Consider the following 26,867-nt stretch of genomic DNA (forward strand, 5'->3'; position numbering starts at 1 on the left):
CCGCACAATCACTACTATCGCGCTTCCATCGAAGGCCACGGACGGCTCATTGGGAGCCTGCGGCCCGTTATTCTCAAGGAAGAGACAATCATGCGGTCATTAAAAATCATTCTGCTGGCGTCAGCATTCAACGGGCTGACCCAACGGGCCTGGCTGGATTTACGTCAAGCCGGCCACTCGCCCAGCGTGGTGCTGTTCACCGACGCGGACGCGGTGTGCGAGGAAATCGAACACTCCGGCGCCGATCTGGTGATCTGTCCATTCCTCAAGGACCGGGTACCGCAACAGTTGTGGAGCAACTGCCAGCGTCCCGTGGTGATCATTCACCCGGGCATTGTCGGCGACCGTGGCGCCAGTGCGCTGGACTGGGCGATCACCCGTGAACTCGGCCGCTGGGGCGTGACCGCGTTGCAAGCGGTGGAGGAAATGGACGCCGGGCCGGTCTGGGCCACCTGTGAATTCAACCTGCCCCAGGGCTTGCGCAAATCCGAGCTGTACAACGGGCGCGTCAGCGATGCCGCGATATCCTGCATCCGCGAAGTCGTGGAAAAATTCATCGCCGGTTTCGTTCCGGCACCCTTGGATTACAGCCAACGCCATGTGATTGGCCGCTTGCAGCCGAACATGAAGCAAGCCGACCGCTCCTTCAGCTGGCACGACAGTTCACACTTCATCAAACGCTGCATCGATGCGGCCGATGGCCAGCCCGGCGTATTGGCGAGTCTGGCCGGCGGTCAGTATTACCTGTACGACGCTCACCTGGATTCGCGCAGCGGCACGCCGGGGGAGATTCTCGCGGTGCACGACGATGCGGTGCTGGTGGCGACCGGCGATACCTGCCTGTGGATCGGCTCGCTGCGACACAAACCCCAGCCCGGTGAAGAAACCTTCAAACGCCCGGCCCGGCATGTGCTCGCCGAACATCTGGCGCAAGTACCGACCCTTGATTGGTCGATCGCTTCCCTGCCCTTCAACAATGAGTCCTATCAACCGATCCGCTATCGCGAATCAGGCCATGTCGGCGAACTGACCTTCGAGTTTTACAACGGCGCGATGAGCACCGAACAGTGCCAGCGACTGGTGGAAGCTCTGCGCTGGGTCAAGTCCCGGGACACCCAAGTGTTGCTGATCAAGGGCGGGCGCGGCAGTTTTTCCAACGGCGTGCACCTCAACGTGATTCAGGCCGCAGCGGTTCCGGGGCTGGAAGCCTGGGCCAATATTCAGGCGATTGATGACGTCTGCCAGGAGTTGCTCAGCGCCCGGCAACTGGTGATCAGCGGCTTGACCGGCAACGCCGGGGCCGGCGGCGTGATGCTGGCGCTGGCTGCCGACATCGTCTTCGCCCGGTCCGACATCGTGCTCAACCCCCACTACAAAACCATGGGCCTGTACGGCTCCGAGTACTGGACCTATAGCCTGCCCCGCGCCGTCGGCCAGGCAATGGCGAAAAAACTCACTGAAGACTGTCTGCCAATCAGCGCCACCCAGGCGTTGCAGCTGGGCATGGTCCAGGAAATCGGCCCGCGTTGCCCCGACGAGTTTGGCCTGTGGTTGTTGCAGCGGGCCAACGGTGCGTTGAGTGATCCGGCGTATCAGGCGGTGCGTGAACGCAAAAGCCAGCTCGATAATCAACTGATGCAGCACTGTCGCAATGCCGAGCTGGAAGAGATGCAACTGGACATGGTGCAGAACCGCAAACAGTTTGCCGAGAAGTGCCAAAATTTTGTGTTCAAGCGCAAGGCGTGTGGCACGCCGCAGCGGTTGGTGGCGCAGTGGGCGACTGTTCAGGAAGTCGAGTTAGCCGATTGATTCGCGGTGCCTGACAGGGCCTCTTCGCGAGCAAGCCCGCTCCCACATTGAATGGGTGTTGGGCATAGATATTTGTAACATCGCAGATCGAATGTGGGAGCGGGCTTGCTCGCGAAGAACGATAACGCGGTATCGGAAGACAAATGCTGCTCTTACAATGCCCGCACCTCCCACATCGGCCAGCCCATGGACATCGACCTCGCTCGCACCTTTCTGGAAATCGTTCGCCACGGCAGCCTGGCCGCGGCGGCTGAAAAGTTGCACGTCACCCAGACCGCGATCACTGCCCGCGTGCAGAAGCTCGAAAGTCAGCTCGGCAGCACGCTGTTCGTGCGCAATCGCGCCGGGGCGCGCCTGACGCCGAACGGTGAGGCCTTTGTGGTTTACGCCAATCAACTGGTGCAGACCTGGGAAGCGGCGCGCCGGGACTTGCCGCTGCCCGAGGGCTACCGCGACGTGCTGCACATCGGTGGCGAGGTCAGTCTGTGCAACCCGTTGATGCTCAGCTGGGCCGGCGAACTGCGCGAGAAAATCCCCAGCCACGCCTTGCGCATGGAAATCCGCGACGGCGAAAACCTGCTGCGCCAACTGGAACTGGGGGTGCTGGATGCGGCGCTGGTCTATCAGCCCGAGTACTGGCCGCGCCTGCAAGTCGAGCAAGTGCTGGAAGAAAAACTCATCCTGGTACGCCTGGCCGGACGACCCGATCCTTACGTGTATATCGACTGGGGCCCGGACTTCCGTCGTCAGCACGATGCCGCACTGCCAGAAAAAGCCAAGGCGGCCTTGAGCTTCAACCTCGGACCGCTGGCCTTGCAATACATTCTGGAAAACGGCGGCAGCGGCTATTTCCGCACCCGCGTGGTCCAGAGCTACCTGGAAAGCGGCGTGCTGGAGCCAGTGCCCAAAGCCCCGGAGTTCAGCTACCCGACCTACTTGGTCTACTCCCGGGACCGTGACTCGGCGACCCTGCAACGAGCCTTCGATTTGCTGCGCGAAGTGATCAAGACGGACGACGACTGGTCCCAGCGCTGGAACCCCTTGACCTGACGCCAGGCGTCTTGCACCGGAGCATGGCGCATGTGTCCTCAAGGTTGGGCCAGCCTCTGCGGCGGGATCGACTAATCTGCTGGTTATAACAATAACCACAGGTGAACGCAGTGAGGCAGACCACCGAAGCATTCCGCGCGCGCTACCGTGCCGATATTCATCCGCTCTACAACCCCTGGCTGCATGGCGCCTTTGTGTTGCTGTTCGGTTTGCTGGCCATCGGCGCGTTCTGGAGCACCGTGCATCAGGTACACCCCCTGGAATGGCTGACGGTGCCGCTGACCCTGTTGTTCTTCAACTTCGGTGTCTATGTCGTACATCGGCATCTGGGGCACCACAAAAAACGCTTGGCGCGAATGTTCTACGCCCGTCACGCCGGTGACCATCACAGCTTTTTCACCCCCAGCCACATGACCTACGACAGCGCCCGGGACTGGCGGGTGATTCTGTTTCCGGCCTGGCTGATCGTGTTGCATACCCTCGTCATCACCACGCCCGCCTGGTGGCTGTTGGCTCAGATCAACGGCAACGTCGCAGGGCTGTTTAGCGGCTGTATGGTCCTCGGCTACCTGACTTATGAAGTGTTCCATGCCTGCGAACATCTACCACCCGGCAACCCGCTGACACGTCTGCCATGGATCCGCCAGATGCGCCGTCTGCACGCATTGCACCATCGCCGCGAGCTGATGCAGGAGCGCAATTTCAATATCGTGTTTCCGCTGATGGACTACCTGTTCGGCACCTTGTACTGGGAACCGGAGCAAGCGCCTCTGCACCTGACGAGAGCGCCCATGACCCGTCTGCAGCACTCAGTCGACATCGCTGGAAATCCGCTCGCCGTGCTCGCCTACGCCAGCACGGCGACCCGTTGGCCGGAGTGGCATCCGTCCTCCCTCAAGGTCGATGGCCAGAGCGGCCCGCTGTATGCCGGTGCGCGGTTCGAGGAAGACATTCGGGCCGGCGGGCGTGAGGGACATTTGAGTTGGGAGGTCGACGAATACTTGCCCGGTCGCCGCTGGAGCGCTCGGGCCTGGGGCGATCATGGGCTGTCGTTGGTGGTGACTTACGAGTGCGAGGCTGAGGGCGACGGCACGCGGTTTGTCCGTACCCTGGAATATTGCTTCAGCGGTGTGGTGATGCGCATCGCCAATCGATTGTTGCTCAAGCGGCGCATCGAGCGTGAATCGGCGCAATCGATGCTGGCGTTGCGCGAAATGGCGCAAAAACATCTGGCCTCGACAGGAGTCACCGCGTGAAAAGAGCCCTCAAGGTTCGGCATTTATTGTTGCTGTTGATCATTGTGATTGGCGGCTTCCTGTTGTTATTACCCACCAAAGTCCAGCCAATCGCCTGGACACCGTCACCGGCGCCCTCACTCATCGATGGCATCTACACAGACAATCAGCGCCTCAAAGGCGTGGAGCGTGTCGGCGCCGCTGACATCGACGGCCCGGAGGCGTTGCTGCTGGAGGAAGGCGTCCTCATCACCGGCCTGCATGACGGCCGGTTGATCAGCACCAGCCTCGACGGCAAAACCACCAAGGTGCTGGCCGATACCGGTGGCAGGCCATTGGGCCTGGCGCGCCATCCCAATGGTTTGCTGGTGATCGCCGATGGGGTCAAGGGTTTGCTGTCGCTCGATGCTCAAGGCCGTGTGATTGCATTGAGCACCACGGCCAATAACGTGCCCTTCGGCTTTACCGATGACGTGGTTATCGACAAGCCCGGGCATTACGCCTATTTCAGCGATGCTTCCAGCCGTTGGGGTTACGGCAAGGATGGCGAGGCAATCATCGAGCACGGCGGCGACGGCCGACTGCTGCGTTATGACTTCCAGACCGGCACGACGACGGTCTTGCTGGATAAGCTGGAGTTCGCCAACGGAGTGACCCTGGGGCCTGACGATGCGTTTGTGCTGGTCAACGAAACCGGTGCCTATCGCATCAGCCGCTATTGGCTGACCGGGCCGAAAGCCGGAACCCACGATCTGTTCATCGACAATTTGCCAGGGCTGCCGGACAACCTGGCATTCAATGGTCGCGACCGTTTCTGGGTGGCGCTGTATACCCCACGCAATGCACTGCTCGACGCCACGGCGCCCTACCCTCTGGTACGCAAAATGATCGTGCGCGCGCTGACGGTCCTGCCCAAACCGGTAGAGAGCCGCGCCTTTGCCCTCGGCCTGGACCTCGACGGTAAAGTGATCGCCAATCTGCAGGACGCCAGCAGCGGCAACTACTCCCCCATCACCACCGTGCGCGAGTATGGGGACTGGCTGTATCTGGGTTCGCTGAAAGCACGGCACATGGCGCGGTTGCCGTTGAGTACGGCATTGAAGTAATAACGGTGATCAACCTGTGGGAGCGGGCTTGCTCGCGAAGGCGGACTGACATTCAACATTGATGTCGACTGGCATGGCCTCATTCGCGAGCAAGCCCGCTCCCACAGTTGATTGGGGTTGCCGCGAGGTTTGTGATCACCCCTCGTGGACTCAACGCGGATCCATCTCACCATCACGAACCGAATTGTCTGTCTCTTCGCGCACTCGCTCCGGGTCGATGCCAGTGACGTCATCCTGCTCCAGAGGCGTTATGTCCTCATTGTCCGGCAATTCATCGATGCCCGGTTCATCCTCGGGGTTGACTGTGGTGCGTCCCGGGCTCAAGGGTTCGGGATGAGTCGGGATCGGGTCATAGCCGCCCTGTTCTTCACTGGGGTACTTTTCTTTATGGGGAACGGCTGAATGGGGCATGGGGCACCTCGCATGGGCCGCAAAGTCGGGCTCTGATCATTCGAGGTGCCGGTATTTATCCCCGTTCCAATTTTTCAGCCGCCGGTCGTCAGTGGCTTGATACAGAAGTCAGGACGGCGTCTGGAGTCGTTCAACGATCTTATTCTTGACCAGCACGCGCTTCTCCTTGAGCTTCTTCAGTTCGTCATCGCTGAGCGCGTCCGATTGGGCGGTCTCAGCCTTTACCACCTCGGCGTCCGCCTGAGAATACTTGTTGATCAGTGAATCCAGTAACGGATCCTTGGTGCGTTTTTGCTGGATCTCTTCCTTCGAAAGTTTCAGATCCTGATACAGATCATGAGTCACCGGCATGGAACACCTCCGTTTGTTAATCGGTAGCAAACGCGATTGATTGCGCTCACCAGCTATCAGAATGGCCTTGCTTACCGTGTTCTGTCGACCGTCTATCAGACCAGCGGTGTCCGTTCGTCGTCCTGTCGCAAACGCGATAAAACCTTTGCCCAATCGTCCGCCTCCATTGAATAACGATCACCTGGATCGCTCATGAAAACCTGTGTGGAGAATGACCGATGGACGGATTCAATCTGCGTCACCTCGCCTTGGCCGTTGCCTTGAGCACCAGCATGGGCACGGCTTTTGCTGCCACTTCCAACGACTTCGTCGATGACGCGGCCGAGGGTGGCATCGCGGAAGTCGAGACCAGCAAACTGGCGCTGGAAAAAAGCTCATCGGCCGACGTCAAGGCGTTCGCCAAGATGATGGTCACCGATCATTCCAAGGCCAATGAAGAGCTGGCGGCCCTGGCGAAAAAGCATGACATCGAGATGCCAGACACGACGACAGTGGTCAAACAGGCCAAGGAAAAAATTCTTGACCTGCGCGATGAATCCTTCGACACGGCCTATGCCAACAATCAGGTAAAGGCTCACGAAGAAACCATTGAACGGTTCAAAAAAGAAGCCAACACAGTGACGGACGACAGGACCAAAGGCGCCACCGAACTCAAGGCATTCGCGCAAAAAATGTTGCCGGCGCTGGAAAAGCACCTGGATATGGCGAAAAAACTCCAGGCGGCTCATCCTGATAAATAATCCCAAGCCTTGAGGCCAGGTGCGGAACCTGTGGGAGCGGGCTTGCTCGCGAAGGCGGCGTCACAGTCAACATCAATGTTGCCTGACACACCGCTTTCGCGAGCAAGCCCGCTCCCACACGTATTGCGCAGTCAACGAAAACCCACAGTCTGGCGATCCATTGTGGCGAGGGAGCTTGCTACCGCTCGGCTGCGAAGCAGTCGTGAAACCATTCACCGCGTAGTATCAGATGAACAGTGATACAGCTTTTGGAGCGCTTCGCACTCAGCGGGAGCAAGCTCCCTCGCCACAATAATCAACCACCCAGCACGCTGCGGATCATGCTCAACAGCGCTTCAGGGCCATAGGGTTTGCTCAGCAGATATGTGTCGGGGCTGAGTTGGTGATTGCGCGAAATAATGTCCCGGGTATGGCCGGAGGTAAACAGCACCGCCACCGGCGGATTCTGCACCTTGGCCCAGGCGGCCAGGTCCGAGCTTTTGATCAGACCGGGCATGACCACATCGGTGAAGATCAGGTCCACCGCCGCGCCATCGAGCAACATCTGCATGGCCAGGTCACCGTTGGCCGCGGTCAGAACCTGATAGCCCTCTTCACGCAACAAGTCCACCGCCGAGCCACGCACCGCTTCGTTATCCTCGACCACCAGAATGGTTTCGTGCCCGCCATGGTGCTGCGGATCATGGCGCGTTGTTTCACCGGGCAACGGACGCAAGCTGCGCGGGAAATACAGCTGCACCCGCGTGCCCTGCCCGACGACGCTGGAGATCTCGATATGCCCGTCGCTCTGTTTGACGAAACCGAACACCATGCTCAGACCCAGGCCGGTGCCCTGACCGTCGGCCTTGGTGGTGAAAAACGGTTCGAAGGCCTGTGCAAGCACTTGAGGCGGCATGCCGACACCCGTATCAGCCACCGCGACGCAAACATAGTCGCCGGCGACGATGCCCTTGCCTGCGCAGAACTTGCGGTCGAGGGTAATGTTCTCGGCGCTCAGGGCAATGGTCCCCTCGCCGTTCATGGCGTCCCGGGCGTTGATCGCGAGGTTGAGAATGGCATTTTCCAGTTGATTGCGGTCCACGTAGAGATGCCATGGATCGTCAGGCGCCGTCACCTTGATCTGGATAGTTTCCCCCAGCGCCCGCTGCAACAACTCTCCCAGGCCTTCGAAGATCTGCCGTGGATCGCAGACCGCCGGCGACAAAGGTTGACGACGGGCAAACGCGAGCAATTGCGACGACAGTTTGGCACCGCGCTCGACCGCGGCAATCGACGCACTGACCCGGCGTTGCACGTTGGCGTTGTCCGGCTCGTGACGCGCCAGCAAATGCAAGTTGCCGGCGATGACCTGCAACAAGTTGTTGAAGTCATGGGCCACGCCGCCGGTGAGACCGCCGATGGCTTCGAGTTTCTGTGACTGACGCAACTGCTCTTCGGCCGCCAGCCGCGCTTCGACTTCGTCGGCGACGCGCTGCTCCAGGTTGCGGGTGAATTTGAGCAACGACTCTTCGGCGCTCTTGCGTTCGTGGATGTCAATCAACACCCCGGGAAAGCGGAACGCCTCGCCTTGCTCATTGAACTCGCAACACCCGCTGGCGAGCACCCACAGGTAACTGCCATCGGGACGCAGAACCCGGTATTCAGCGTTATAGGGAATGCCGGTTTCCACCGACTGATTGAGCCGCTCTTGAACCCAGCTACGGTCGTCGGGATGAATCTGCATTTCGGCAATGAGCGGTGGCAGGTTGGCCAAGTCCTGGTCGAGCGGATAGGAAAACGTACGGGCGAAGCGTTCGTCGGCAGACAGCACATTAGTCTTGATGTCCCAGACGAACGAGCCGAGCAAAGCCCCGGCATTAAGAGCCAGGCGAACTCTTTCGTTGTCAGCGCGATAGGCACTTTCGGCTTCCTGGCGGCGGCGCTCGGAAATCACATGATCAGTGGTATCGACCACCATCGCCATGACCCCGGCGGGGTGTCCGTCATCATCGGCGACGGGACTGTAGTAAAGATCCATCCAGACATCTTCGGGTACGCCGTCACGCAACAGCACCAGGGCTTTGTTGTGATAGGACAAGGTTCCGCCCGCAAGGCAGATATCCACCACATGCCGATTGAATTCGGCGACCTCTGGCCAGCCCAACTCCACCGGGGAGCCCAGCAGGTAAGGATGGCGCCCACCGGCAAATCTCGAGTAGGCATCGTTATAGATCATGTAGCCGGGGCGGCCCCACAGCATCACCATCGGCAGGGGTGAGGCGAGCAATAATTGCACCGCGCTACACAGGCTCCCGGGCCAGGCATCGATGCTCCCGAGCTCGGTCAGGCTCCAGTCGAACGCGCGAATGCGTCCGGCCATTTCGCCGCTCCAGCCGGTACATCCGTGGCTATTGTCTAGAAACTGCATCGACTGGCCTATGTCCTGTGAATGACATGTTTTCAGGCAGTGCAACGGCGTGAGGAGACGGTGCGTGCCCGTTTGTTTCGAGCACCGCCGACGCCAATGGTTTCATAGAGGTATAGCTGAATGTCTCAGGTTCAGCGGAAATCCCGGCTACGCACATGGATACCGTCAAGCAATGAACTCAGGTCGCTCAAGCGTCCGGCAATCAGATGCCGCACCTCGCCTTCCTTTTCCCAACGCCCATCGACCTTGAGCAATTGCGAGCCGACCAGTACCTGCCGTTGCCGTTCGGCCAAGTCGCGCCAGACCACCACGTTGACGTTGCCGAACTCGTCTTCAAGCGTCACGAAGGTCACGCCGCTGGCGGTGCCCGGGCGCTGCCGACCGGTGACCAATCCGGCGACGCTGACCGGTCGGCCGTGCTCGACATCCATAAGTTCTTTCGAGCTGCGACAACGTCGGGCTTTCAACTCACTCCGCAGCAATGCCAGCGGATGTGGGCCGAGGGTGGTGCCGACACTGTTGTAATCGGCTTGCAGGTCCTCGCCCACGGTGGGTTTGGGCAGAGACACCGCCGGCTCTTCCTGGCTCGGCAAACCGGCAAACAAGCCGAGCTGCTTCTGCACCCCCGCCACTTCCCAGCGCGCCCGATGCCGGTCACCGGCCAGCCCGCGCAACGCTCCGGCATCGGCCAGTTGCTCCTGGGCGCGAGCATCGAGTCGCGCCCGTTCGCCAAGGTCGGCGATGTCGGCAAACGCCCCTTTCGACCGTGCGATTTCAATGCGCCTGGCATCGTCCTCGCGAAAGCCTTTGATCATCCGCAACCCCATGCGAATGGCCGGCTGCGCGCCGGTGATCGGTTCCAGACTGCAATCCCAGTCACTGGCCCGCACGTCCACCGGACGAATCTGCAAATCATGTCGGCGGGCGTCCTGAAGAATCTGGTCCGGGCTGTAGAAACCCATGGGCCAGCTATTGATCAGCGCACAGGCGAAGGCCGCCGGCTCATGGCATTTCAACCAGCAACTGGCATAGGTCAGCAAGGCAAAACTCGCGGCGTGGGATTCGGGAAAACCGTAATTACCGAAGCCTTTGATCTGCTCGAAGATCTGCGCGGCGAACTCCGTCGTGTAGCCGTTTTTCTTCATTCCGTCCGCCAGTCGTTCCTTGTGCGGTTCCAGTCCGCCGTGGCGTTTCCAGGCGGCCATGGAGCGACGCAATTGATCGGCCTCGCCGGGGCTGTAGTCAGCGGCGACAATCGCTATCTGCATCACCTGTTCCTGGAACAGCGGCACGCCCAATGTACGCTTCAGCACCGCTTCAAGTTCTTTCGACGGGTAGATCACCTCTTCTTCGCCCTTACGCCGCCGCAGATAGGGATGCACCATCCCGCCCTGAATCGGCCCCGGACGAACGATCGCCACCTCGATCACCAGATCGTAGAAATTCTTGGGCTTGAGCCTGGGCAACATCGACATCTGTGCCCGGGATTCGATCTGGAACACCCCGATGGTGTCCGCATGGCCAATCATTTCGTAGGTTTGCGGGTCTTCGGCCGGCACCGTCGCCAGACTCAGGTCACGGCCACGGTGCCGACGCAGCAGATCGAAACAACGACGAATCGCGCTGAGCATGCCCAGCGCGAGGATATCGACCTTGAGCAACCCGACCGCGTCCAGATCGTCCTTGTCCCACTGGATGATGGTGCGCTCGGCCATGGCGGCGTTTTCCACCGGCACCAGGCTGTCCAGGGGCTGCTCGGAAATCACGAAACCGCCAGGGTGCTGGGACAGGTGCCGGGGGAAACCGATCAACTGCCCCGTCAGACTCAGCACCCGGCGCAACACCGGGCTATCGGGATCGAAGCCTCCTTCACGCAGGCGCTCGACGGGTGGCGCCTGATCACTCCAGTGACCGCAACAGTCGGCCAGGGCGTTGACCTGATCCGGCGGCAAACCCAATGCCTTGGCGACATCGCGCACTGCGCCGGCTCCATGGTAAGTGCTGACCACTGCCGTCAGCGCCGCACGGGTCCTGCCATAACGCTGGAACACGTACTGCAGGACTTCTTCACGCCGTTCGTGCTCGAAATCCACGTCGATGTCCGGCGGCTCGTTGCGCTCTTTGGAGAGAAAACGCTCGAACAGCAACGTGCTCCGCTCCGGGTCAATCTCCGTGATGCCCAGCACGTAGCACACCGCCGAGTTGGCCGCAGAACCGCGCCCCTGACAAAGAATGTGTTGTTTGCGAGCGAAATTCACAATGTCGTGAACCGTCAGGAAATAACTTTCGTACCCCAGCTCGGCAATCAGCTGCAGTTCCTTGTCGATCTGCGCCAACACCTCGGCTTTAGGACCTTTCTCCCAGCGCCACCGAACACCCTTTCCTGCCAACTCCCGCAGCCAGGACGTGGCCGTGTGACCCTCAGGCACCAGCTCCCGGGGATATTGATAACGCAACTGACCGAGGTCGAACGTGCAGCGCCGGGCGATGCTCAGCGTTTCGTCGAGCAGTGCCTGCGGATAGAGATCGCGCAAGGCGTCGAGGCTGCGCAAATGCCGTTCGCCATTGGGATGCAAACGCAACCCGGCCTCGGCCACCGGCACGTGATGGCGGATCGCGGTCATGGTGTCCTGCAAGGCGCGCCGGCCACGGGCGTGCATGTGCACATCGCCGCTGGCCACCGCGGGGATCCGCAGTTCCCGCGCCAGTGTCAGCAGCGCCGCCAGTCGCCGGGTGTCGTCCTGCCCGCGATGTAACTGAACGCTCAGCCACAAGCGCTCGGCGAAGGTCTGCTTCAGCCAGTGACCCTGCTCAAAGTCATCGACGGTGTCCGGCACCCACAATGCCAACAGTCCCGGCAACGGCTCGCCGAAATCCTCCCGCTGCACCTGATACTGGCCTTTCTGCGTGCGGCGTCTGGCGCGAGTAATCAGGCGACACAGGGTTTGATAACCCTCGAGGTTTTCCACCAGTAGCACCAGTTTCGGGCCGTCTTCGATGCGTATTTCACTGCCGATGATCAGCGGCAATTCCACGGCCTTGGCTGCCTGCCAGGCACGGACGATGCCCGCCAGGGTGCATTCGTCGGTGATCGCCAACGCTTGATAACCCTGCTTTTTCGCCCGTTGAAAAAGCTCAAGCGCACTGGAAGCACCGCGCTGAAAACTGAAGTTCGACAGGCAGTGCAGTTCGGCATAGTCGACACTCATGCGAACCAGCCTTGCAGCCACAACGGACCGCCCTCACCCACCGTCCGATAGGCCCAGCCCTGCTGACCGGAGCGGGTTTCGATCAGGTAGTAATCGCGGCGCACGTCGCCGCCGTCCCACCAGCCCGACTCGATGCGTTCCGGCCCCATGAGGATGCGCGTCGAACCTTCGTGTACCGCCTGCGGTTCAGTCAGTAGCCAGCCCGGACGTTGCACGGCAGGCAGCACCCCACAGGCCTGGCTGTCGACACTGGCCTGCCACGCGCATTCCGGCCGATGATCGGCCTGGAACCGCAAGCCCTGCACCGCATCATCCCCCAGCCGTGCGCGCAAGCGTTCGCGCAGTTGCTCCCAGGGCAAGGATTGCTGCGGACGATCATCGAACAGTTCCTGGTACTGGGGCACAAAGGCCGGTAGCTCTTCGGCGCGCAGACGAAAACCGCGCACCGGCGCCTCGACCTGAACCTGTTCCAGACGCCCCCGGGCCAGTTCGAACAACATCGCCGGATCGCGCTCGGCGCTGAGCAGGCCGACCTTGATCAGCGTGTCAGGCAACCCAGCGTGCTCCAGGTGCAAATCAAAACGCTGCACACCGCTGTCCCGCCCGCAGAGGAACGCCGCCAGATCGCCGGTCAGCCTGCGCAACGGAAACAGCAATGCCTGATGGGATTGCACATCGAAATTAAGCTCGATGCGCACATCGAAACGGTCCGGCGGCAGGTAAAACGCCAGCGCCAGCCGTCGCTCGCCGAACAGGGTGTCCAGATGCTTGAGCACCTGAGCCTCGAAACGCCGGGCCAGGCTATGCCGGGGCAGCGCCTGCACCTGACTCAAGGTGCGCAGCCCCATGCGCGATAACGCCGTGGCAACGCTTGGCTCCAGGGCGATCCGGTCGACGGGCAACTGCCCGAGGTGGTACTGCAAGGCTTCATTGTCCGGCACCACCAGACCGTCATAAACGTTGGCCAGCACCCGCGCCGCCACCGGATTGGGCGCGGCGACAATCCGGTGACGAAACCCCAGCTCGCCGAGTTCCGCCCGCAACCGCGCCTCGAACTGCGGCCAGGGCCCGAACAAGCCCAGGCTGGATTCGATTTCAAACACCACGGCGCGCGGGTAATGCACGCTGACCTGAGAGCTGAACCGATAGGCCCAGGCAGCCAGGAACTGCTGCCAGTGTTCGATCTCGGCGGCGTCGTATTCGGCGGTGACAAAACCTTTGCTCAAGGCCTGAGCGGCGGTCATCGACTGGCCGGGCCGCAAGCCCAGCGCCCGCGCCGAACCGTTGACCGCTTGCAGCACCCGACGCTGGGCCGGGCCGGTCAGCAGTGCCAGCGGCTCATCAGGGTCGGGGCGCTGACGCAGTACCGCGTCCAGCGCCAATTGCGGGAAGAGAATGCAAACCCAGCGCATGGCAACCTCAATGCCCGACGGCAAAGGCAATCGGCGCCGAACGGGCCAGCCCGCCCCGGCACTTGAGCACCCGCAATTGCGCAGGTTTGGCGTCGATGGCGATGCGCAGGGCCGCTGGCGACGGGTTGATGGCTTCACTGATCGAGCGATAGGCGAACGCCAGGGTCTGACCCGTTTCCGCTGCCACCTGCAAACGTCGCAACGCTCGATCGTCGGCTTTGTGCGGCCAGCACAACACCGCCCCGCAACTGCCCGAACGCAGGCATTGCTCCGCCGCCCACAGCGCATCACGCTCGCTGGTCTGGATAATCGACAGTTGCCGCAAATCAACCCCGGCGTTCTGCCAGGCCTGGGGATACGGCACGTAAGGCGGCGCCACCAGCACGATACGCTCCCCCGCCGCCGACAGCCGCGCCAGCGCCGGCCATACCAGTTGCAACTCACCCACGCCCTGCCCGGCCAACAGGATTTCAGTCAGCGCCGCTTCCGGCCAGCCGCCAGTGGGCAATGCCACATCCAGCGCCGCATGTCCGGTGGGTTGCGGGCTGACGGCCGGTGGCGCAGGCCGGCCCTTCCAGATCTGGCCGCCATTGAACAGCGTATCCAACGCAACGACGGCGCCCATCACCCTTGCCTCACCAGACCGCAGAACACACCTTCGATGGCCAGATCCTGATCGGCTCGAACAATGATCGGCTTGTAAGCCGGATTGCGCGGTAGCAGGCGAACAGAATCGCCGACCCGCTCGAAACGCTTGATGGTGACTTCGCCATCGAGCCGCGCCACGACGATCTGGCCGTTGACCGCTTCGGGGTTGCGCCGCACGCCCACCAGATCACCATCGAGAATGCCGTCCTCAATCATCGAGTCGCCCTGCACCCGCAGCATGTAATCCGGCACCCGCGAGAAGATCGACGGATCAAGCAGCAAACGGCTGTGGACCTCGGCATCGGCACCGATCGGCACACCGGCCGCCACTCGACCGAGTACCGGAACGTCCAGCAACTCGGGTCGCGGCGGTTGATTCAATAGCCGGATACCTCGCGCCTGATGCGGATTGACCTCGATAAAACCGGCCTCGGTCAGCGCCAACACGTGCTTGCGCGCCACGCTGCGGGAGGCGAAGCCAAAGGCCTCGCTGATTTCAGCGAGGCTCGGGGGCTGACCGTGTTCGGCGATTCGATCGCGGATGAAGGTCAGGATGGCGGTACGGCGGGGAGTTAAAGTCGTCATGGAGTACATTTGTACTCTTTTGGGTTTTTCCTGACAAGGACCGCCAGTCAGCTCAACCCGCGGCAGGGGCGCTAAGTGTCAGCAATCCTCTGACCGCTATTGCTTCCTGCGGGAGCGGGCTTGCCCGCGATAGCGATTTCTCATTCGACATAGATGTCGCCTGACACGACGCCATCGCGGGCTTGCCCGCTCCCACAGGGATATCAGTCGTTTTCGGGGGCGAGGTTTGCCAAGTAGGGCCACGGGTAGATGCCGCGTTCTATTTCTTCAATCGCGCTTGAGGATCTGGTCCATCACCCAATCGGTTTTCAACGCTTGCTCGGCCAGTGCCGGATGCTGCGCTTCGCCACGGATGTGGGCGTTCATGCCCAGCACGTGGTGCCACTGGATGTGTTCGTGATGTTTGATGTGCAGGCTGAGGTGTTCATCGGCCTCAAGCTGTACCGGATGTTCGTCGAACACCGAAAAGCTGATCCGGCCTTGGCTGCCGATTACCTCGACCCGGTCCTCGCGACGGTCCGCCACAAAATTCCAGCAGCCCATGCCCAACGCCCCCGATGCAAATCGCCAACTGGCGCTGACGGCATCTTCGGCGGCATAGAGACCAGCCTGATGCGCGGTGAAACCGGCGACCTCAACGATGTCACCCAGCAGGTACTGGAACAGGTCGAAGCCATGGCTGGCGAGGTCGGCGAAGTAACCACCGCCGGCAATCGCCGGGTCGGTTCGCCAGTTGTCTGTGCCGCCAAGGTCGCTCGATGAAGGCGCTTTGGTCAGCGTCCAGATCAGGTGCCGGACTTCGCCGATCCGGCCCTCCTCCAGCCATTGCCGAACCTGCTGGAAGCGCGGCAACGAGCGTCGGTAATAAGAAACGAAGAGGTGCAGTCCGGCCTCGGCAAAGGCTTTTTGCATCTCACGGCTTTGCCCGGCGCTCAGCGACATTGGTTTTTCGACGCAGCAATGTTTGCCGGCGGCAGCCACTTGCAGGCTGTAAGCGTGATGGCTGTCGGGGGGCGTGGCGATGTACACCGCGTCCACCTCGGGGTCGTTGATCAGCGCGCTGGCGTCGGTGTAGGCCCGGGCAATGCCGTGACGCGCGGCGTAATCGCTCACCGCCTCCAGACGCCGTCCCATCACCGCCAACAGCGCCGAGCCGGGCGCCTTGTAGAACGCCGGCCCGCTCTTGCGCTCGGCCACACTGCCGCACCCAATCATGCCCCAGCGCACCACGCTCATAGACACTGCAGGTTCAACCGATGCGCAGTGCGCGCAGGTCGAGGCGACCGTCCTTGAGCGGTGGGCACCAGTAGTAGCCGCCGGTGATCGGCCGACTGATGCGATACAGACCGTCGGTGATGCCGTCTTCCAGACCGCTCATGCGCCGCAGCTGGGATTCGAACGCATCGAGGGAAAAACCGAAGGCCAGGAACATCAGGCCGGCACGATCACCTTCGATCCACGGCATCGAGCGACGGACCACGAAGGCTTCGGGTGTGAAGCTTTCCTGGGCGGTGCGTTTGACGTGAGCGGAGATCGGCGCGTCGTCGAGTTCTTCGTTGTCGCTCAGGCGCCGGCCCATGATGTTGTCTTTCTCATGGGACGGCATCGCGTGAAAGCCTTTCAAATCATGCTGCCACTGCTGAATCGCGGCGAAGCTGCCACCGACCAGTCCCTCAGCGCCTTCGCCCAACAACGCGGCGGCCACAGCGGCTTCGTCGTGAGGGTTTTCGGTGCCGTCTTCGTAACCGGTCAGGTCATGGCCGGTCATGTGACGAAAGGTTTCGTTCATCTGCACCAGACGCAGGGCCGGTGCCAGCGCGGCTTCGATCGCATGACTGCGATTGAGCAGTTCGCCACGGTCAACACCGTGCAGCCAGCACCAGAGCGCGTGTTGGGTCGACGGGTTGTCGACGCCGACACCGACCAGCGCAGGAAAGGCACGCAGCCCGTCGATCTGCGCGTGCAGCGCCTTGACCAGGGATTCACCGAAACCGACGACCGCCGACTTTCCGTCCACCAGGCGCATCAGATTATCCAGCGCAGCCGGCAGTGCCTCGGCGGATTCAAGGGCGAAGAACATATGACGAGCTTGAGGCGGAACAGGGGTGGCGAGAATGCCCGGCTGGTAATAACTCATATGAACTCCTTCAGAAAGAGCGTGAAGTTTAACCGGGGGATGCTCAGTTGTGTGCGCTCAGGTCAAAAGATCAGCGGGTCATGACAATGTGTTGCGATCTTGGTAAAACGATTCAGCTATGCTGATCAGGCCTTGACCTAATAACGGAACGTAGCGATAACACCTTATCCGCATCACCCAATCCAGACGGGGTAGCGACATGACCACAGCACAGATCCTTGGCAACCTGTTTCCCACCGCCGACAACGTCCCGGAAAAATACCGCCTCAACGGCCAGACCGAGCAGCGCGAGTATCTGGTCGATGGCGAACTGAAAACCTGGTCCGGGCCCCTCGCCCAAGTCCGTAGTCCGGTGTACCTGAGCGGTGCGAATGGCGATGAACAAGTGATTCTCGGCAGCACGCCGCTGCTCGATGCCGACACCGCATTGACCGCGCTCGACGCCGCCGTCCGCGCCTATGATCGCGGCCAGGGCCTGTGGCCGACCATGCGCGTGGCCGAGCGTATCCAGCACGTCGAAACCTTCCTGGCTCGCATGCGCGAACAGCGCGAGGCGGTGGTCAAGTTGCTGATGTGGGAGATCGGCAAAAACCTCAAGGACTCGGAGAAAGAGTTCGACCGCACCTGCGACTACATCGTCGACACCATCAACGCCCTCAAGGAGCTCGACCGCCGCTCCAGCCGCTTCGAACTGGAACAGGACACCCTCGGCCAGATCCGCCGCGTGCCGTTGGGTGTGGCGTTGTGCATGGGACCTTACAATTACCCGCTGAACGAAACCTTCACCACGCTGATTCCGGCCCTGATCATGGGCAACACCGTGGTGTTCAAACCGGCCAAGCTCGGCGTGCTGTTGATTCGCCCGCTGCTCGAAGCGTTCCGCGACAGCTTCCCGGCCGGGGTGATCAACGTCATTTACGGCAGCGGCCGCGAAACCGTCAGTGCGCTGATGGCCAGCGGCAAGATCGATATCTTTGCGTTCATCGGCACCAACAAGGCCGCCAGCGACCTGAAAAAACTCCACCCAAGGCCTCACCGCCTGCGTGCGGCGCTGGGCCTGGATGCGAAGAACCCCGGCATCGTTCTGCCGGAGGTCGATCTGGACAACGCGGTCAATGAAGCCGTCACCGGTTCCCTGTCGTTCAACGGTCAACGCTGCACTGCGCTGAAAATCCTCTTCGTCCATGAAGACGTGGTCGAGGCGTTCATCGAGAAATTCAACGCCAAACTCGCCAGCCTCAAACCCGGCATGCCGTGGGACAGCGGCGTGGCCCTGACGCCATTGCCGGAATCAGGCAAGGTCGATTACCTGCACACGCTGGTGGCAGACGCGGTCAGCAAAGGTGCAGCCGTGGTTAACCCCAACGGCGGTGAATCCCGCGCATCGTTCTTCTACCCGGCCGTGTTGTACCCGGTGACACCGCAGATGCGCGTCTACCAGGAAGAACAGTTCGGCCCGGTTGTGCCGATCGTGCCTTACCGTCATCTGGACACCGTGATCGATTACGTCCTGGAGTCCGACTTCGGCCAGCAACTGAGCATTTTCGGCACCAACCCGGTGGCGGTCGGCAGGCTCGTGGACACGTTCGCCAACCAAGTCGGCCGGATCAACCTCAACGCCCAGTGCCAGCGCGGTCCGGACACCTATCCGTTCAACGGCCGCAAGAACTCCGCCGAGGGCACGCTGTCGGTGCATGATGCGTTGCGAGTGTTTTCGATTCGGACACTGGTGGCGACCAAATTCCAGGAGAGCAGCAAAGAGCTTCTCAGCGAGATCATCAGCGGACGAAACTCGAGCTTCCTGACCACTGACTACATCTTCTGAGGACACCGAGCCTGAGCATCATCAGAAGCCTTCGACTGCCACCGCTGTTGCGCCGGATACTGCGTCCGTTACTGGACCCGTACCGGCGCTACCGCCACGCCAAACTGATCCATGCGGTGCGGGTTTCGTTGGGATTGCTGGCGACGATCCTGCTGACCACCGGTATCAACCTGCCCCACGGCGAATGGGCGTCGGTGACCATGCTGGTGGTGATCGGTGGTTTGCAACACCACGGCAATATCGGCAAAAAAGCCGCTGAGCGGGCCATCGGCACCTTGATCGGGGCCGGCGTCGGCTTGTTGCTGGTGGCGCAACAGGCCTGGCTCGGGATGCCGTGGCTGACCTATTTCGCAATGTCGGTGGTGTGCGGATTCTTCTCGTACCACGCCATCGGCAAGGGCGGTTACACGGCGCTGCTGTCGGCGATCACCGTGTTTATCGTCGCGGGGCACGGTGACAACCCGGTCACCGATGGCCTGTGGCGCGGGGTGGATATTCTGATCGGCATCGCCTTGGCACTGGCCTTCTCCTTCGCCCTGCCGCTCTATGCGGTGTACTCCTGGCGCTACAACCTGGCCGATGCGTTGCGCGACTGCGCGGCAATCTACGGCCGCATCATCAAGGGTGAGTCCGTCACCGCTGACGAACACCTGAAACTGATGAATCGCTTGAACACGGTGATGATACAACTGCGCTCATTGATGCCCTCGGTGTCCAAGGAAGTGCGAGTTTCCATGACCGAACTCGATGCGATTCAGCGCAATCTGCGGATGTGCGTCAGCATCCTGGAAATCCTCGGCAATAGCCGACCGAATGCCGATGACGCCGAGGCAATGGCCCATCTGCAATCGGCATTGAAAGCTGAACATCGACAGATTCGGGTGCAACTGATCGGTATGGCCCGGGCATTGAAATCGGGCGCTTCGCAACGGCTCAGCCGGCCAGCCGAATCGCCATCAGACTCAACGCTCGGTGCGCCGGTCTACAGTCCGCTGGATGGCTATCGATTGCTGACCCGACAATTGACCGCGAACATCGGCGAGATGCGCCAGCGCTTGGCGAAGACCGCACCGCGCTGGAACATCTGAGAGTCTGTTTATTGTGTAGCCACCCGCCGAAGCTTTAAGCCCCACCCCTGTTGCATCCCGGCGGCGGCCAACAGAATCGCGGCAACACCGATCCATTGCAGCGGCTCCAGGCGATGGCCGAAGGCGAACCAGTCAACGAAAATCGCCGCAATCGGGTAGATGAACGACAGCGCACCGGTCAGCGCTGTCGGCAGTTTTTGAATCGCGCCGTAGAGCAACACATACATCAGACCGGTATGCACGATGCCCAGAGTCACCAGACTGGCCCAGGCATCGGGCGTTTGCGGTATCGCCGAGAAATGCGCAAAGGGCGCGAGCAACAGCACGCCGGTGCAGACCTGGATCAACGCGATCAGATGCGGTGGCGTACCGGTCAGGCGTTTGATGATCAGCGCGGCAATCGCATACAGAAAGGCAGCCCCCAGCGCCAGACCAATCCCCATCAGGTAATCGTTGCCGCCCTCGCCCTGCCCACCATGTGCGCTGACAATCGCCAGCATGCCGAGAAACGAAATGCCCAGCCAGAACAGTTTCTGCAGGGTGATTTTCTCTCCCAGAAACAGCGCGGCCAGCCCCACCAGCATAAACGGCTGGACGTTATAAACCGCCGTGCCAATGGCAATCGAGGCGCGGGAGTAAGATGCGAATAACAACACCCAGTTGCCGACAATCGCCACACCGCTCAGCACGGCCAGGAGGAAAGTGGTGGACGTCAAAATGCCAGGGCGCAGAAAGCCGAACGCCGCGCAGATCAGCAATAAGGTGGCGGCACCGAACACGCAGCGCCAGAACACCACGTCCAGCACCGGTTGCCCGGACACCAGCACGAACCAACCAATGGTCCCGGAAATCAGCATGGCGGCGGTCATCTCGAATGAGCCGCGACGTAGTGTTTTGTCCATCATCAACCTCCCGTGTTTGAGCCCAAAGTATGCCAATCCACCGGGGGGCTTCTCCAGCGCAAAAAGCAGGCTAAACTCGGCTTCTGCCTTTTTTATCAAGGCTTATTCAGCTGATTGCCTAACAGGGGATTCGCCATGACCGACGACATCGACCAAGTGCTGATCAGCGCGCTGATGGAAGACTCACGCCGCTCGCTCAAGGCCCTGGCACAGATCAGCGGCCTGTCCTCGCCCAGCGTCGCCGAGCGCCTGCGCCGCCTCGAAGAACGTGGCGTGCTCAAGGGCTATACCGTCGAGATCGACCCCAAATGCTTCGGTTATCAACTCCAGGCCATCGTCCGCATCCGCCCGTTGCCGGGCCAGTTACAGGAAGTGGAGCGACAGATTCAGGCCATCCCCGAATTCACCGAGTGCGACAAAGTCACCGGCGACGACTGTTTCATCGCCCGCCTGCATGTGCGCTCGATGGAACAACTGGACACCCTCCTCGATCGCCTCAACAGCCACGCCGAAACCAACACCGCCATCGTCAAGAAGACCCCGGTCAAACGCCGGTTGCCACCGATGGCGTGAGTGCTGTTTTGTTCGCGAAAGCGTAGATTGATCTTTTTCCGGCGAAGGATTGGCGGTATGAAAACTCAAGTCATGTTACTGGCGGCGCTGATGCTCGCCGGCTGCGGTACGTTCGAGACGGTAGTGCGCAGTGACGAGGCTGCGGTGAAACGTCTTAAAGAACGGAAAACCTACTGCGGTGCGGTTCCACGGATTTATAGCGGCGTGACTTATGATTTTTGCACCCTGCATGCGCTTCCAGGCCCGGGCATTGATGAGTACCAATATGATGGCACTGGCACGCCCGTTGTCCTGCTGGATGTAGTGATTTCCGGCGTTCTCGATACCATGCTGCTGCCCTACACCATTTATCGGCAGCAGGCTGATGGCAGCATCATTGTGGCCGAATAAGGAGCAGGTGAATGTTGTCCCACGTTTTTATCGGTATCACCGACTTCGATCGTGCATTAGCGTTCTACCAACCGATCATGGATGCACTGCAGCTGCAGATGAAATTTTGCGACCCCGGCAAACCCTGGGCTGCGTGGATGAGCAAGGATGCACCGCGTCCGCTGTTCGTCATTGGCACAGCGTTCGACGAACAGCCGGCCAAACCGGGCAATGGGCAGATGATCGCCCTGCTTGCGCCGAGTCGCGAGATCGTCAACCGCTGTCACGCACTGGCCATGGTTCATGGTGGATCCTGCGAGGGGCCGCCCGGCCTGCGTCCGCACTACCATCCCGACTACTTCGGCGCCTACATGCGCGACCCGGACGGCAACAAACTCTGCGTGTGTTGCCACGAACCCGATTGAAACCAACGCGCTGAGCCAAATCACAGACAATAAAAAACCCGCCGAAGCGGGTTTTTTACTCAGGGCTGGCGATCAATCATCGCGGCTCATGATGCCGAACAGTTGCAACAAGCTGACGAACAGGTTGTAGATCGATACATACAGGCTGATGGTCGCCATGATGTAGTTGCGCTCGCCGCCGTGAATGATGGCGCTGGTCTGGAACAGAATGCACACCGACGAGAACAGCACGAAACCTGCGCTGATCGCCAGTTGCAGACCGCTGATCTGGAAGAACAAGCTCGCCAGAGTCGCGCCCAGCAGCACAAAGAAACCGGCTGTGATGAAACCACCGAGGAAGCTCATGTCCTTACGGGTGATCAGCACATAAGCCGAGAGGCCGCCGAACACCAGCGCGGTCATCGCGAAGGCCGAACTGACCACTTCCGCGCCGCCCTGCATACCCAGGTAACGGTTGAGGATCGGGCCGAGCAGGAAACCCATGAAACCGGTCAGCGCGAACGCAGACACCAGGCCCCACGCCGAGTCACGGAGTTTGTTGGTAAGAAAAAAAAGGCCGTAGAAGCCGATCAGCACCACGAAGATATTCGGGTAGCCGACACGCATCTGCTGCGCGACAAACGCCATCACGCCGCTGAATGCGAGGGTGAGAGCGAGTAAGCCGTAAGTGTTGCGCAGGACGCGGCTAACCTCTAGCTGCTCAGCCTGCACGCTGTTATTAACTGCGTAATCCTGTTCGCGCATGGCGACACTCCTGTTGGGTTTGAAACGTTCAGTCGCAAAGATCATAACAGACGCTCTGTAACAAGCCATGCAGAGAGTTTGACAGTGTGTTTCATTCAGGTATTATGGCGCCCGCAACGCAAACGGAGGTGTGGCCGAGTGGTTTAAGGCAACGGTCTTGAAAACCGTCGACTGTAACAGGTCCATGAGTTCGAATCCCATCGCCTCCGCCATCTTATGTACGACAAAGCCCTGATTATTCAGGGCTTTGTCGTTTCTGGGGTTTGAGATTTTCGCCGGGATTTTTGAGGCGTTACAAAACTATTTGGTAACCGTTACAAAACTTTCCAGTTTTCTCCCTCCTCCGGCGTCCTGCCGAACGAACACAATCCCACAAACCTGACATACCTGACGTTCGCTTGTAGAATCCGCCGCCAGGCATATGGCCCAGCGTCGACACATGATGCAGTGGTACGCGGATTACCTGGATGCGCTCAGGGACGGCATGACCGAAGATCAGCGCAAAAACTTCAAGACGATGGTGAACGGCTAATCAATGGCCGGGGAAATCCTGTAACTCGATAAATATAGGGAACATATGAACAGCAAACTACGGCTCAATGCGAGCCACCTAGTATTAGGGGCAGTGATACTGTCTTTCCTCACCTTTTGGTTCGCTCGCTACATCCAGACCAGCAGCTTTGACCTTGTCCAGCACCTTCTACTGGTCGACGAACTGTCGAGGCATGCGGGTGTTATGCCGGGCGCCTTTGAGCGTATCGGCGCCATGGCCCTCTATCCGCCTGCTGCTCACTGGATGGCAACCATTATTGGCTGGATCGGCGGTTCAGGCCTTGTCGGGATTTCCATCGTTTCTATTATTGCTGTCTATCTGTGCTACGTGCTGATCATCCGCCTGGTAGGCGCCGGATCACTTGCGCGAGTGCTGGTGCTGACTATCTTGTTCTCCACCCTTATGTTCACTCACTCCCTGATAGGCTGGGAGGTAGTTGAAAACTACTTCTACCCGCAGCTTGTTGCTGATGTGGTGTATTTAGGCGCGCTGCTGTGGGCCTTGAACAATCGGGAAAACTGGAAACAAACAGCTGCGTTCTTGATCGCTGGCTTTGCCACTATGTGGATCCAGCCGTTAGTAGCAGTCCACGTCCTCGCTGCCGGCTGCGCCCTGGCTGCATTCCAGCTGTGGAATCGATGGAACGAGAGCCCGTTTGTGCGCAAGCTGAACGCCGCGAGCCTTGTCATTATGGTGACCGGCGCCGCGGTAATCGTGTACACCAACCCGGCTTTCAAGGTTATGCGCCAGATCTCCGGGAACGACGGCTACCTTGTCTTTGGCTACAACGCGCCGCTGCTGATTGCACTTATCTGCGCTGCCGTCGGCGCCTGGAACCTGCGCCGGTACTGGGTGGGTAAGGGCGAATACGCCGATGTGATCCTTGGTTCTGCCGTGATCGCAGCTGTTGGCCTGGTTGTTCTGCAGTTCGCCATGCTCAAGTTGCATGGCGATGGCTCTGACTACGCGATCAAGAAACACATGTTCATCGTGTTCACGCTGGGCATGATGAACGCAGCACGACTGATAACGTCGCACTACTGGGGCAATAAAGAGACCCTGCGTGCTGGGTTGATTACACCCGTACTGGCCGGCATTGCATCAGTGTTCGCCCTGCAGGGTTACACCACGCCAGTAGCGCCAATCGTTAATGCGCTGGCATACGCGAACAACGCTGCCCAGTATCAGCTGGCCGACTTCAAGCCTGGCAACACGATTTCGGATGACGGCACACTTCCATTGATGGGTAACGTGATGGTGACGCTCACAGCGTTCCAACACCCATTCGATGCGCGCGCTATTTCGTGGCTGCGTGGGACAGCGATGAAGGACGGCGCGGAATATTTGATGATGCGCCGCACGCCATACATCGACAAAATTTGCGATTCGAAGCTATCCGAAACTGGCGGCTACGTAGTTGTCAGTCCGACATGCCTGAACAGCTATCTGCCCGGCGAGCAACTGAGCTTCATTCCAGGCGGAAGTGCCTGGCAGTATGCCGGTGATGGGTGGGGTGGCGCAGAAGCGTGGGGTGCATGGTCGCTCGGCAACAAGGACGGCTCTATTCTGCTGAACCTGCCAACAAACTCGTACCGCCTCGATGTCGACGCCATGGCCTACCTAACCGAACAACACCCCAGCCAGACAATCATTGCTGAGGCTAATGGCATCGAGATCGCGAAGTGGACATTCGACTTGGCCAAACCCAGCGGCCCACGCTTTGCGGAAATTCCTAAGGCTTTAATCCGGGATGGTTCTCTACGAATCGTGTTTAAAGCGCCAGGCTCTGTATCGCCAAAACAACTAGGTCAGTCCGAAGATATCCGCGTACTTGGACTAGGAGTTAAAATTATCTCCTTGACCCCTTCCCCTTAATACGTTCCGATTAGAGGCGTGAGTAGCACCTATTCTTTATATAGGTGCTGCACATGCTCGATATGGAACTGCGCCCCCTCCCCCGCTACCCTCGACTGACCTATGATATGCGCGAGAGCCAAAGCCTCGCTAAGGTGAGATTGTCCTTACGCAAGCCTGGCACGCCCGCAGCGCGATCAGTCCTCGGCCTCCGTCGTTGGTGATGTCGTTGAGCATGCGCCGGGGCAGCAAATTCTGGAGTTCAGTAGGTGTGTTCGCCATCCGCTTACGCAAATTCCTCCCACGCGACGCCCGGAATTAATCCAAAATTGGCTAACCACGGCTCTTGCCTCTAGTCGCAAAAGAAACCCACAATAGCGATCAACGTTAAAATTGGAGCTTGATCGTGCACAAGGAAATAGTAATTGCAGGGACCCCATTTGAGATCATCGGTGATGACTCATACGCACGATCAATAGACGGGACGTTCGATCCCGAACTGACAGAACTGATCCAGCGGCTATGTGACAAAAATTCGCATGCACTCGACGTTGGCGGAAACATCGGACTGACTGCCTTGGCAATGTCCACCATCTGCAACGAAGGCAAAGTGGTTGCAGTCGAGCCTGTACCAAGAACGTTCGTCCTATTGCAGGCAAATACTTCTCAAGCTTCAAACGTGAATATCTGGAACTTCGCTTTCGGCAGCACTCCCGGATTTTTGCCAATGCAGGGCTATAACGACAATCTTTCGGGATCGTTCATCGCCGACGCCTTTCACATTGAAGAAGAAAACCACTTCACAGTAAATGTTGAGGTGAAAACGATAGATGAAACGTTCGCGACTCTTGGTTTGGACCGCCTCGATTTCATGAAGATCGATGTCGAAGGATTTGAACTTGAGGTGCTCGAGGGAGCACTGCAAACACTGAGTAAGTACAAGCCACGTGTCGTCTTGGAAATGAATCACTGGTGTTTGAATATGTTCCGTCGGATATCTCTACCAGAGTTCCGGGAACGGTTATTGGCTATTTTCCCTGTGGTCTATGCGTTGGAAGCCGGGGAATACCTGGATCTAACTGATGCCGAGGAGGCAAGGATTGCAAGCCACGGGCACCTCATCAGCATGAAGTACACCAATATCGTGGCTGGTTTTGATAAGCAAGACATCTTAGCGCGCTTGGCGAACCTTGAAGCCGCGAAACCAAAGGTAGTAGTCTCTGTGATTGATCCTTTGGTTGAGGACAATGCAAGGTTAACCAGAGATATTGACCAACTTAAAAACGATGCCGCTCAGCTACAAACGTTGGCTGATGATTTGACGGTCGAGCTCAACGACGCGTTACGCCGCAACAATGAAATCCTTGCGTCGACCAGCTGGAAATTGACAGCGCCGATTCGGACCCTGAAAAAAATGCTCGCATAAAAGATCCT

The 26,867-nt window shown here is 59.6% G+C and carries 23 protein-coding genes and 1 tRNA gene; 13 read left to right on the forward strand and 11 right to left on the reverse strand.

The features are described 5' to 3' along the window. Window positions 1-90: 90 nt before the first annotated feature. The 4 genes from AB7M29_RS21810 to AB7M29_RS21825 all read left to right on the forward strand — a co-directional run bounded on the left by AB7M29_RS21810 (window position 91) and on the right by AB7M29_RS21825 (window position 5,200). Window positions 91-1,809 (forward strand): hydrogenase maturation protein, encoded by a 1,719-nt coding sequence (locus AB7M29_RS21810; protein WP_454247923.1) that lies wholly within the window; start codon window positions 91-93, stop codon window positions 1,807-1,809. Between the two features lie 186 nt (window positions 1,810-1,995). Beyond that, entirely contained in the window at window positions 1,996-2,859 is an 864-nt protein-coding gene (locus tag AB7M29_RS21815; RefSeq protein WP_123356843.1) for a LysR family transcriptional regulator, read from the forward strand. A 110-nt stretch (window positions 2,860-2,969) separates the two neighbouring features. Next, on the forward strand, window positions 2,970-4,115 hold the full coding sequence (locus AB7M29_RS21820; RefSeq protein WP_454247924.1) for an SRPBCC family protein: 1,146 nt from the start codon (window positions 2,970-2,972) through the stop codon (window positions 4,113-4,115). Further along, window positions 4,112-5,200, forward strand: a complete 1,089-nt coding sequence (locus AB7M29_RS21825) for an SMP-30/gluconolactonase/LRE family protein (protein WP_217856343.1) — start codon at window positions 4,112-4,114, stop codon at window positions 5,198-5,200. The genes AB7M29_RS21820 and AB7M29_RS21825 overlap by 4 nt, the downstream gene beginning before the upstream one ends. A 150-nt stretch (window positions 5,201-5,350) precedes the next feature. Here the strand turns inward: AB7M29_RS21825 and AB7M29_RS21830 are convergent, their stop codons facing one another. Then, window positions 5,351-5,611: a hypothetical protein gene (locus AB7M29_RS21830; protein ID WP_454247925.1), complete on the reverse strand. Its 261-nt coding sequence runs from the start codon at window positions 5,609-5,611 to the stop codon at window positions 5,351-5,353. 108 nt (window positions 5,612-5,719) lie between these two features. Further along, window positions 5,720-5,962, reverse strand: a complete 243-nt coding sequence (locus AB7M29_RS21835) for a hypothetical protein (RefSeq protein WP_123722362.1) — start codon at window positions 5,960-5,962, stop codon at window positions 5,720-5,722. A 218-nt stretch (window positions 5,963-6,180) separates the two neighbouring features. Here AB7M29_RS21835 and AB7M29_RS21840 point away from each other — a divergent pair, with 218 nt between their 5' ends. Continuing rightward, entirely contained in the window at window positions 6,181-6,702 is a 522-nt protein-coding gene (locus AB7M29_RS21840) for a DUF4142 domain-containing protein (RefSeq protein WP_217856348.1), read from the forward strand. Between the two features lie 295 nt (window positions 6,703-6,997). Here the strand turns inward: AB7M29_RS21840 and AB7M29_RS21845 are convergent, their stop codons facing one another. From AB7M29_RS21845 to AB7M29_RS21875, 7 genes are all read right to left on the reverse strand, one after another. Continuing rightward, on the reverse strand, window positions 6,998-9,109 hold the full coding sequence (locus AB7M29_RS21845) for a hybrid sensor histidine kinase/response regulator (protein WP_217856350.1): 2,112 nt from the start codon (window positions 9,107-9,109) through the stop codon (window positions 6,998-7,000). 131 nt (window positions 9,110-9,240) lie between these two features. Further along, complete coding sequence (locus tag AB7M29_RS21850) at window positions 9,241-12,318, reverse strand: error-prone DNA polymerase (protein ID WP_454247926.1); 3,078 nt, start codon at window positions 12,316-12,318, stop codon at window positions 9,241-9,243. Beyond that, on the reverse strand, window positions 12,315-13,730 hold the full coding sequence (locus AB7M29_RS21855) for a Y-family DNA polymerase (RefSeq protein ID WP_217856354.1): 1,416 nt from the start codon (window positions 13,728-13,730) through the stop codon (window positions 12,315-12,317). The genes AB7M29_RS21850 and AB7M29_RS21855 overlap by 4 nt, the downstream gene beginning before the upstream one ends. A 7-nt stretch (window positions 13,731-13,737) precedes the next feature. Further along, window positions 13,738-14,355: a translesion DNA synthesis-associated protein ImuA gene (gene imuA, locus AB7M29_RS21860; RefSeq protein WP_454247927.1), complete on the reverse strand. Its 618-nt coding sequence runs from the start codon at window positions 14,353-14,355 to the stop codon at window positions 13,738-13,740. Beyond that, entirely contained in the window at window positions 14,355-14,972 is a 618-nt protein-coding gene (gene lexA / locus AB7M29_RS21865) for a transcriptional repressor LexA (protein WP_217856358.1), read from the reverse strand. Before lexA ends, imuA begins: the two co-directional genes overlap by 1 nt. Before the next feature lie 258 nt (window positions 14,973-15,230). After that, window positions 15,231-16,199, reverse strand: a complete 969-nt coding sequence (locus AB7M29_RS21870; protein WP_454247928.1) for a Gfo/Idh/MocA family protein — start codon at window positions 16,197-16,199, stop codon at window positions 15,231-15,233. 13 nt (window positions 16,200-16,212) lie between these two features. After that, a complete protein-coding gene (locus tag AB7M29_RS21875) occupies window positions 16,213-17,100 on the reverse strand; it encodes a Dyp-type peroxidase (RefSeq protein WP_217856362.1) in 888 nt (295 codons plus the stop codon). A gap of 199 nt (window positions 17,101-17,299) precedes the next feature. On the opposite strand from AB7M29_RS21875, the gene AB7M29_RS21880 reads away from it, so the two are divergent. Further along, entirely contained in the window at window positions 17,300-18,925 is a 1,626-nt protein-coding gene (locus AB7M29_RS21880; RefSeq protein ID WP_454247929.1) for an NADP-dependent glyceraldehyde-3-phosphate dehydrogenase, read from the forward strand. A 47-nt stretch (window positions 18,926-18,972) separates the two neighbouring features. Beyond that, complete coding sequence (locus tag AB7M29_RS21885; RefSeq protein ID WP_217856366.1) at window positions 18,973-20,013, forward strand: FUSC family protein; 1,041 nt, start codon at window positions 18,973-18,975, stop codon at window positions 20,011-20,013. A gap of 8 nt (window positions 20,014-20,021) precedes the next feature. On the opposite strand, the gene AB7M29_RS21890 is transcribed toward AB7M29_RS21885, so the two are convergent. Then, window positions 20,022-20,915 (reverse strand): DMT family transporter, encoded by an 894-nt coding sequence (locus AB7M29_RS21890; RefSeq protein WP_217856368.1) that lies wholly within the window; start codon window positions 20,913-20,915, stop codon window positions 20,022-20,024. Between the two features lie 135 nt (window positions 20,916-21,050). On the opposite strand from AB7M29_RS21890, the gene AB7M29_RS21895 reads away from it, so the two are divergent. From AB7M29_RS21895 to AB7M29_RS21905, 3 genes are read left to right on the forward strand one after another with little or no spacing between them, the layout of a single operon-like run. Beyond that, entirely contained in the window at window positions 21,051-21,488 is a 438-nt protein-coding gene (locus tag AB7M29_RS21895) for an Lrp/AsnC family transcriptional regulator (protein ID WP_008006559.1), read from the forward strand. A gap of 57 nt (window positions 21,489-21,545) precedes the next feature. Continuing rightward, window positions 21,546-21,878 carry a YceK/YidQ family lipoprotein gene (locus AB7M29_RS21900; RefSeq protein WP_454247930.1) on the forward strand — a complete coding sequence of 111 codons (333 nt, stop codon included), beginning with the start codon at window positions 21,546-21,548 and terminating at the stop codon, window positions 21,876-21,878. A gap of 11 nt (window positions 21,879-21,889) precedes the next feature. Further along, window positions 21,890-22,282: a VOC family protein gene (locus AB7M29_RS21905; protein ID WP_454247931.1), complete on the forward strand. Its 393-nt coding sequence runs from the start codon at window positions 21,890-21,892 to the stop codon at window positions 22,280-22,282. A gap of 72 nt (window positions 22,283-22,354) precedes the next feature. Here the strand turns inward: AB7M29_RS21905 and AB7M29_RS21910 are convergent, their stop codons facing one another. Beyond that, a complete protein-coding gene (locus AB7M29_RS21910) occupies window positions 22,355-23,026 on the reverse strand; it encodes a Bax inhibitor-1/YccA family protein (protein ID WP_007898177.1) in 672 nt (223 codons plus the stop codon). A 124-nt stretch (window positions 23,027-23,150) separates the two neighbouring features. Between AB7M29_RS21910 and AB7M29_RS21915 the strand changes: the two genes are divergently transcribed. The 3 genes from AB7M29_RS21915 to AB7M29_RS21925 all read left to right on the forward strand — a co-directional run bounded on the left by AB7M29_RS21915 (window position 23,151) and on the right by AB7M29_RS21925 (window position 26,859). After that, window positions 23,151-23,238 (forward strand) — tRNA-Ser (locus AB7M29_RS21915). 365 nt (window positions 23,239-23,603) lie between these two features. Beyond that, window positions 23,604-25,454, forward strand: coding sequence for a hypothetical protein (locus tag AB7M29_RS21920; RefSeq protein WP_454247932.1), 1,851 nt, complete (start codon window positions 23,604-23,606; stop codon window positions 25,452-25,454). Between the two features lie 385 nt (window positions 25,455-25,839). Next, on the forward strand, window positions 25,840-26,859 hold the full coding sequence (locus AB7M29_RS21925) for an FkbM family methyltransferase (protein WP_454247933.1): 1,020 nt from the start codon (window positions 25,840-25,842) through the stop codon (window positions 26,857-26,859). Window positions 26,860-26,867: the final 8 nt, after the last annotated feature.

The organism is Pseudomonas sp. F-14 TE3623, from assembly GCF_053629015.1.

Coding starts and splice junctions, on each gene's coding strand:
- AB7M29_RS21855 (WP_217856354.1), bottom strand. CDS start 13,730: ATGCGCTGGGTTTGCATTCTCTTCCCGCAATTGGCGCTGGACGCGGTA.
- AB7M29_RS21890 (WP_217856368.1), bottom strand. CDS start 20,915: ATGGACAAAACACTACGTCGCGGCTCATTCGAGATGACCGCCGCCATG.
- AB7M29_RS21870 (WP_454247928.1), bottom strand. CDS start 16,199: ATGAGCGTGGTGCGCTGGGGCATGATTGGGTGCGGCAGTGTGGCCGAG.
- AB7M29_RS21845 (WP_217856350.1), bottom strand. CDS start 9,109: ATGCAGTTTCTAGACAATAGCCACGGATGTACCGGCTGGAGCGGCGAA.
- AB7M29_RS21910 (WP_007898177.1), bottom strand. CDS start 23,026: ATGCGCGAACAGGATTACGCAGTTAATAACAGCGTGCAGGCTGAGCAG.
- AB7M29_RS21905 (WP_454247931.1), top strand. CDS start 21,890: ATGTTGTCCCACGTTTTTATCGGTATCACCGACTTCGATCGTGCATTA.
- AB7M29_RS21850 (WP_454247926.1), bottom strand. CDS start 12,318: ATGAGTGTCGACTATGCCGAACTGCACTGCCTGTCGAACTTCAGTTTT.
- imuA (WP_454247927.1), bottom strand. CDS start 14,355: ATGGGCGCCGTCGTTGCGTTGGATACGCTGTTCAATGGCGGCCAGATC.
- AB7M29_RS21900 (WP_454247930.1), top strand. CDS start 21,546: ATGAAAACTCAAGTCATGTTACTGGCGGCGCTGATGCTCGCCGGCTGC.
- AB7M29_RS21875 (WP_217856362.1), bottom strand. CDS start 17,100: ATGAGTTATTACCAGCCGGGCATTCTCGCCACCCCTGTTCCGCCTCAA.
- lexA (WP_217856358.1), bottom strand. CDS start 14,972: ATGTACTCCATGACGACTTTAACTCCCCGCCGTACCGCCATCCTGACC.
- AB7M29_RS21895 (WP_008006559.1), top strand. CDS start 21,051: ATGACCGACGACATCGACCAAGTGCTGATCAGCGCGCTGATGGAAGAC.
- AB7M29_RS21920 (WP_454247932.1), top strand. CDS start 23,604: ATGAACAGCAAACTACGGCTCAATGCGAGCCACCTAGTATTAGGGGCA.
- AB7M29_RS21830 (WP_454247925.1), bottom strand. CDS start 5,611: ATGCCCCATTCAGCCGTTCCCCATAAAGAAAAGTACCCCAGTGAAGAA.
- AB7M29_RS21880 (WP_454247929.1), top strand. CDS start 17,300: ATGACCACAGCACAGATCCTTGGCAACCTGTTTCCCACCGCCGACAAC.
- AB7M29_RS21815 (WP_123356843.1), top strand. CDS start 1,996: ATGGACATCGACCTCGCTCGCACCTTTCTGGAAATCGTTCGCCACGGC.
- AB7M29_RS21840 (WP_217856348.1), top strand. CDS start 6,181: ATGGACGGATTCAATCTGCGTCACCTCGCCTTGGCCGTTGCCTTGAGC.
- AB7M29_RS21835 (WP_123722362.1), bottom strand. CDS start 5,962: ATGCCGGTGACTCATGATCTGTATCAGGATCTGAAACTTTCGAAGGAA.
- AB7M29_RS21810 (WP_454247923.1), top strand. CDS start 91: ATGCGGTCATTAAAAATCATTCTGCTGGCGTCAGCATTCAACGGGCTG.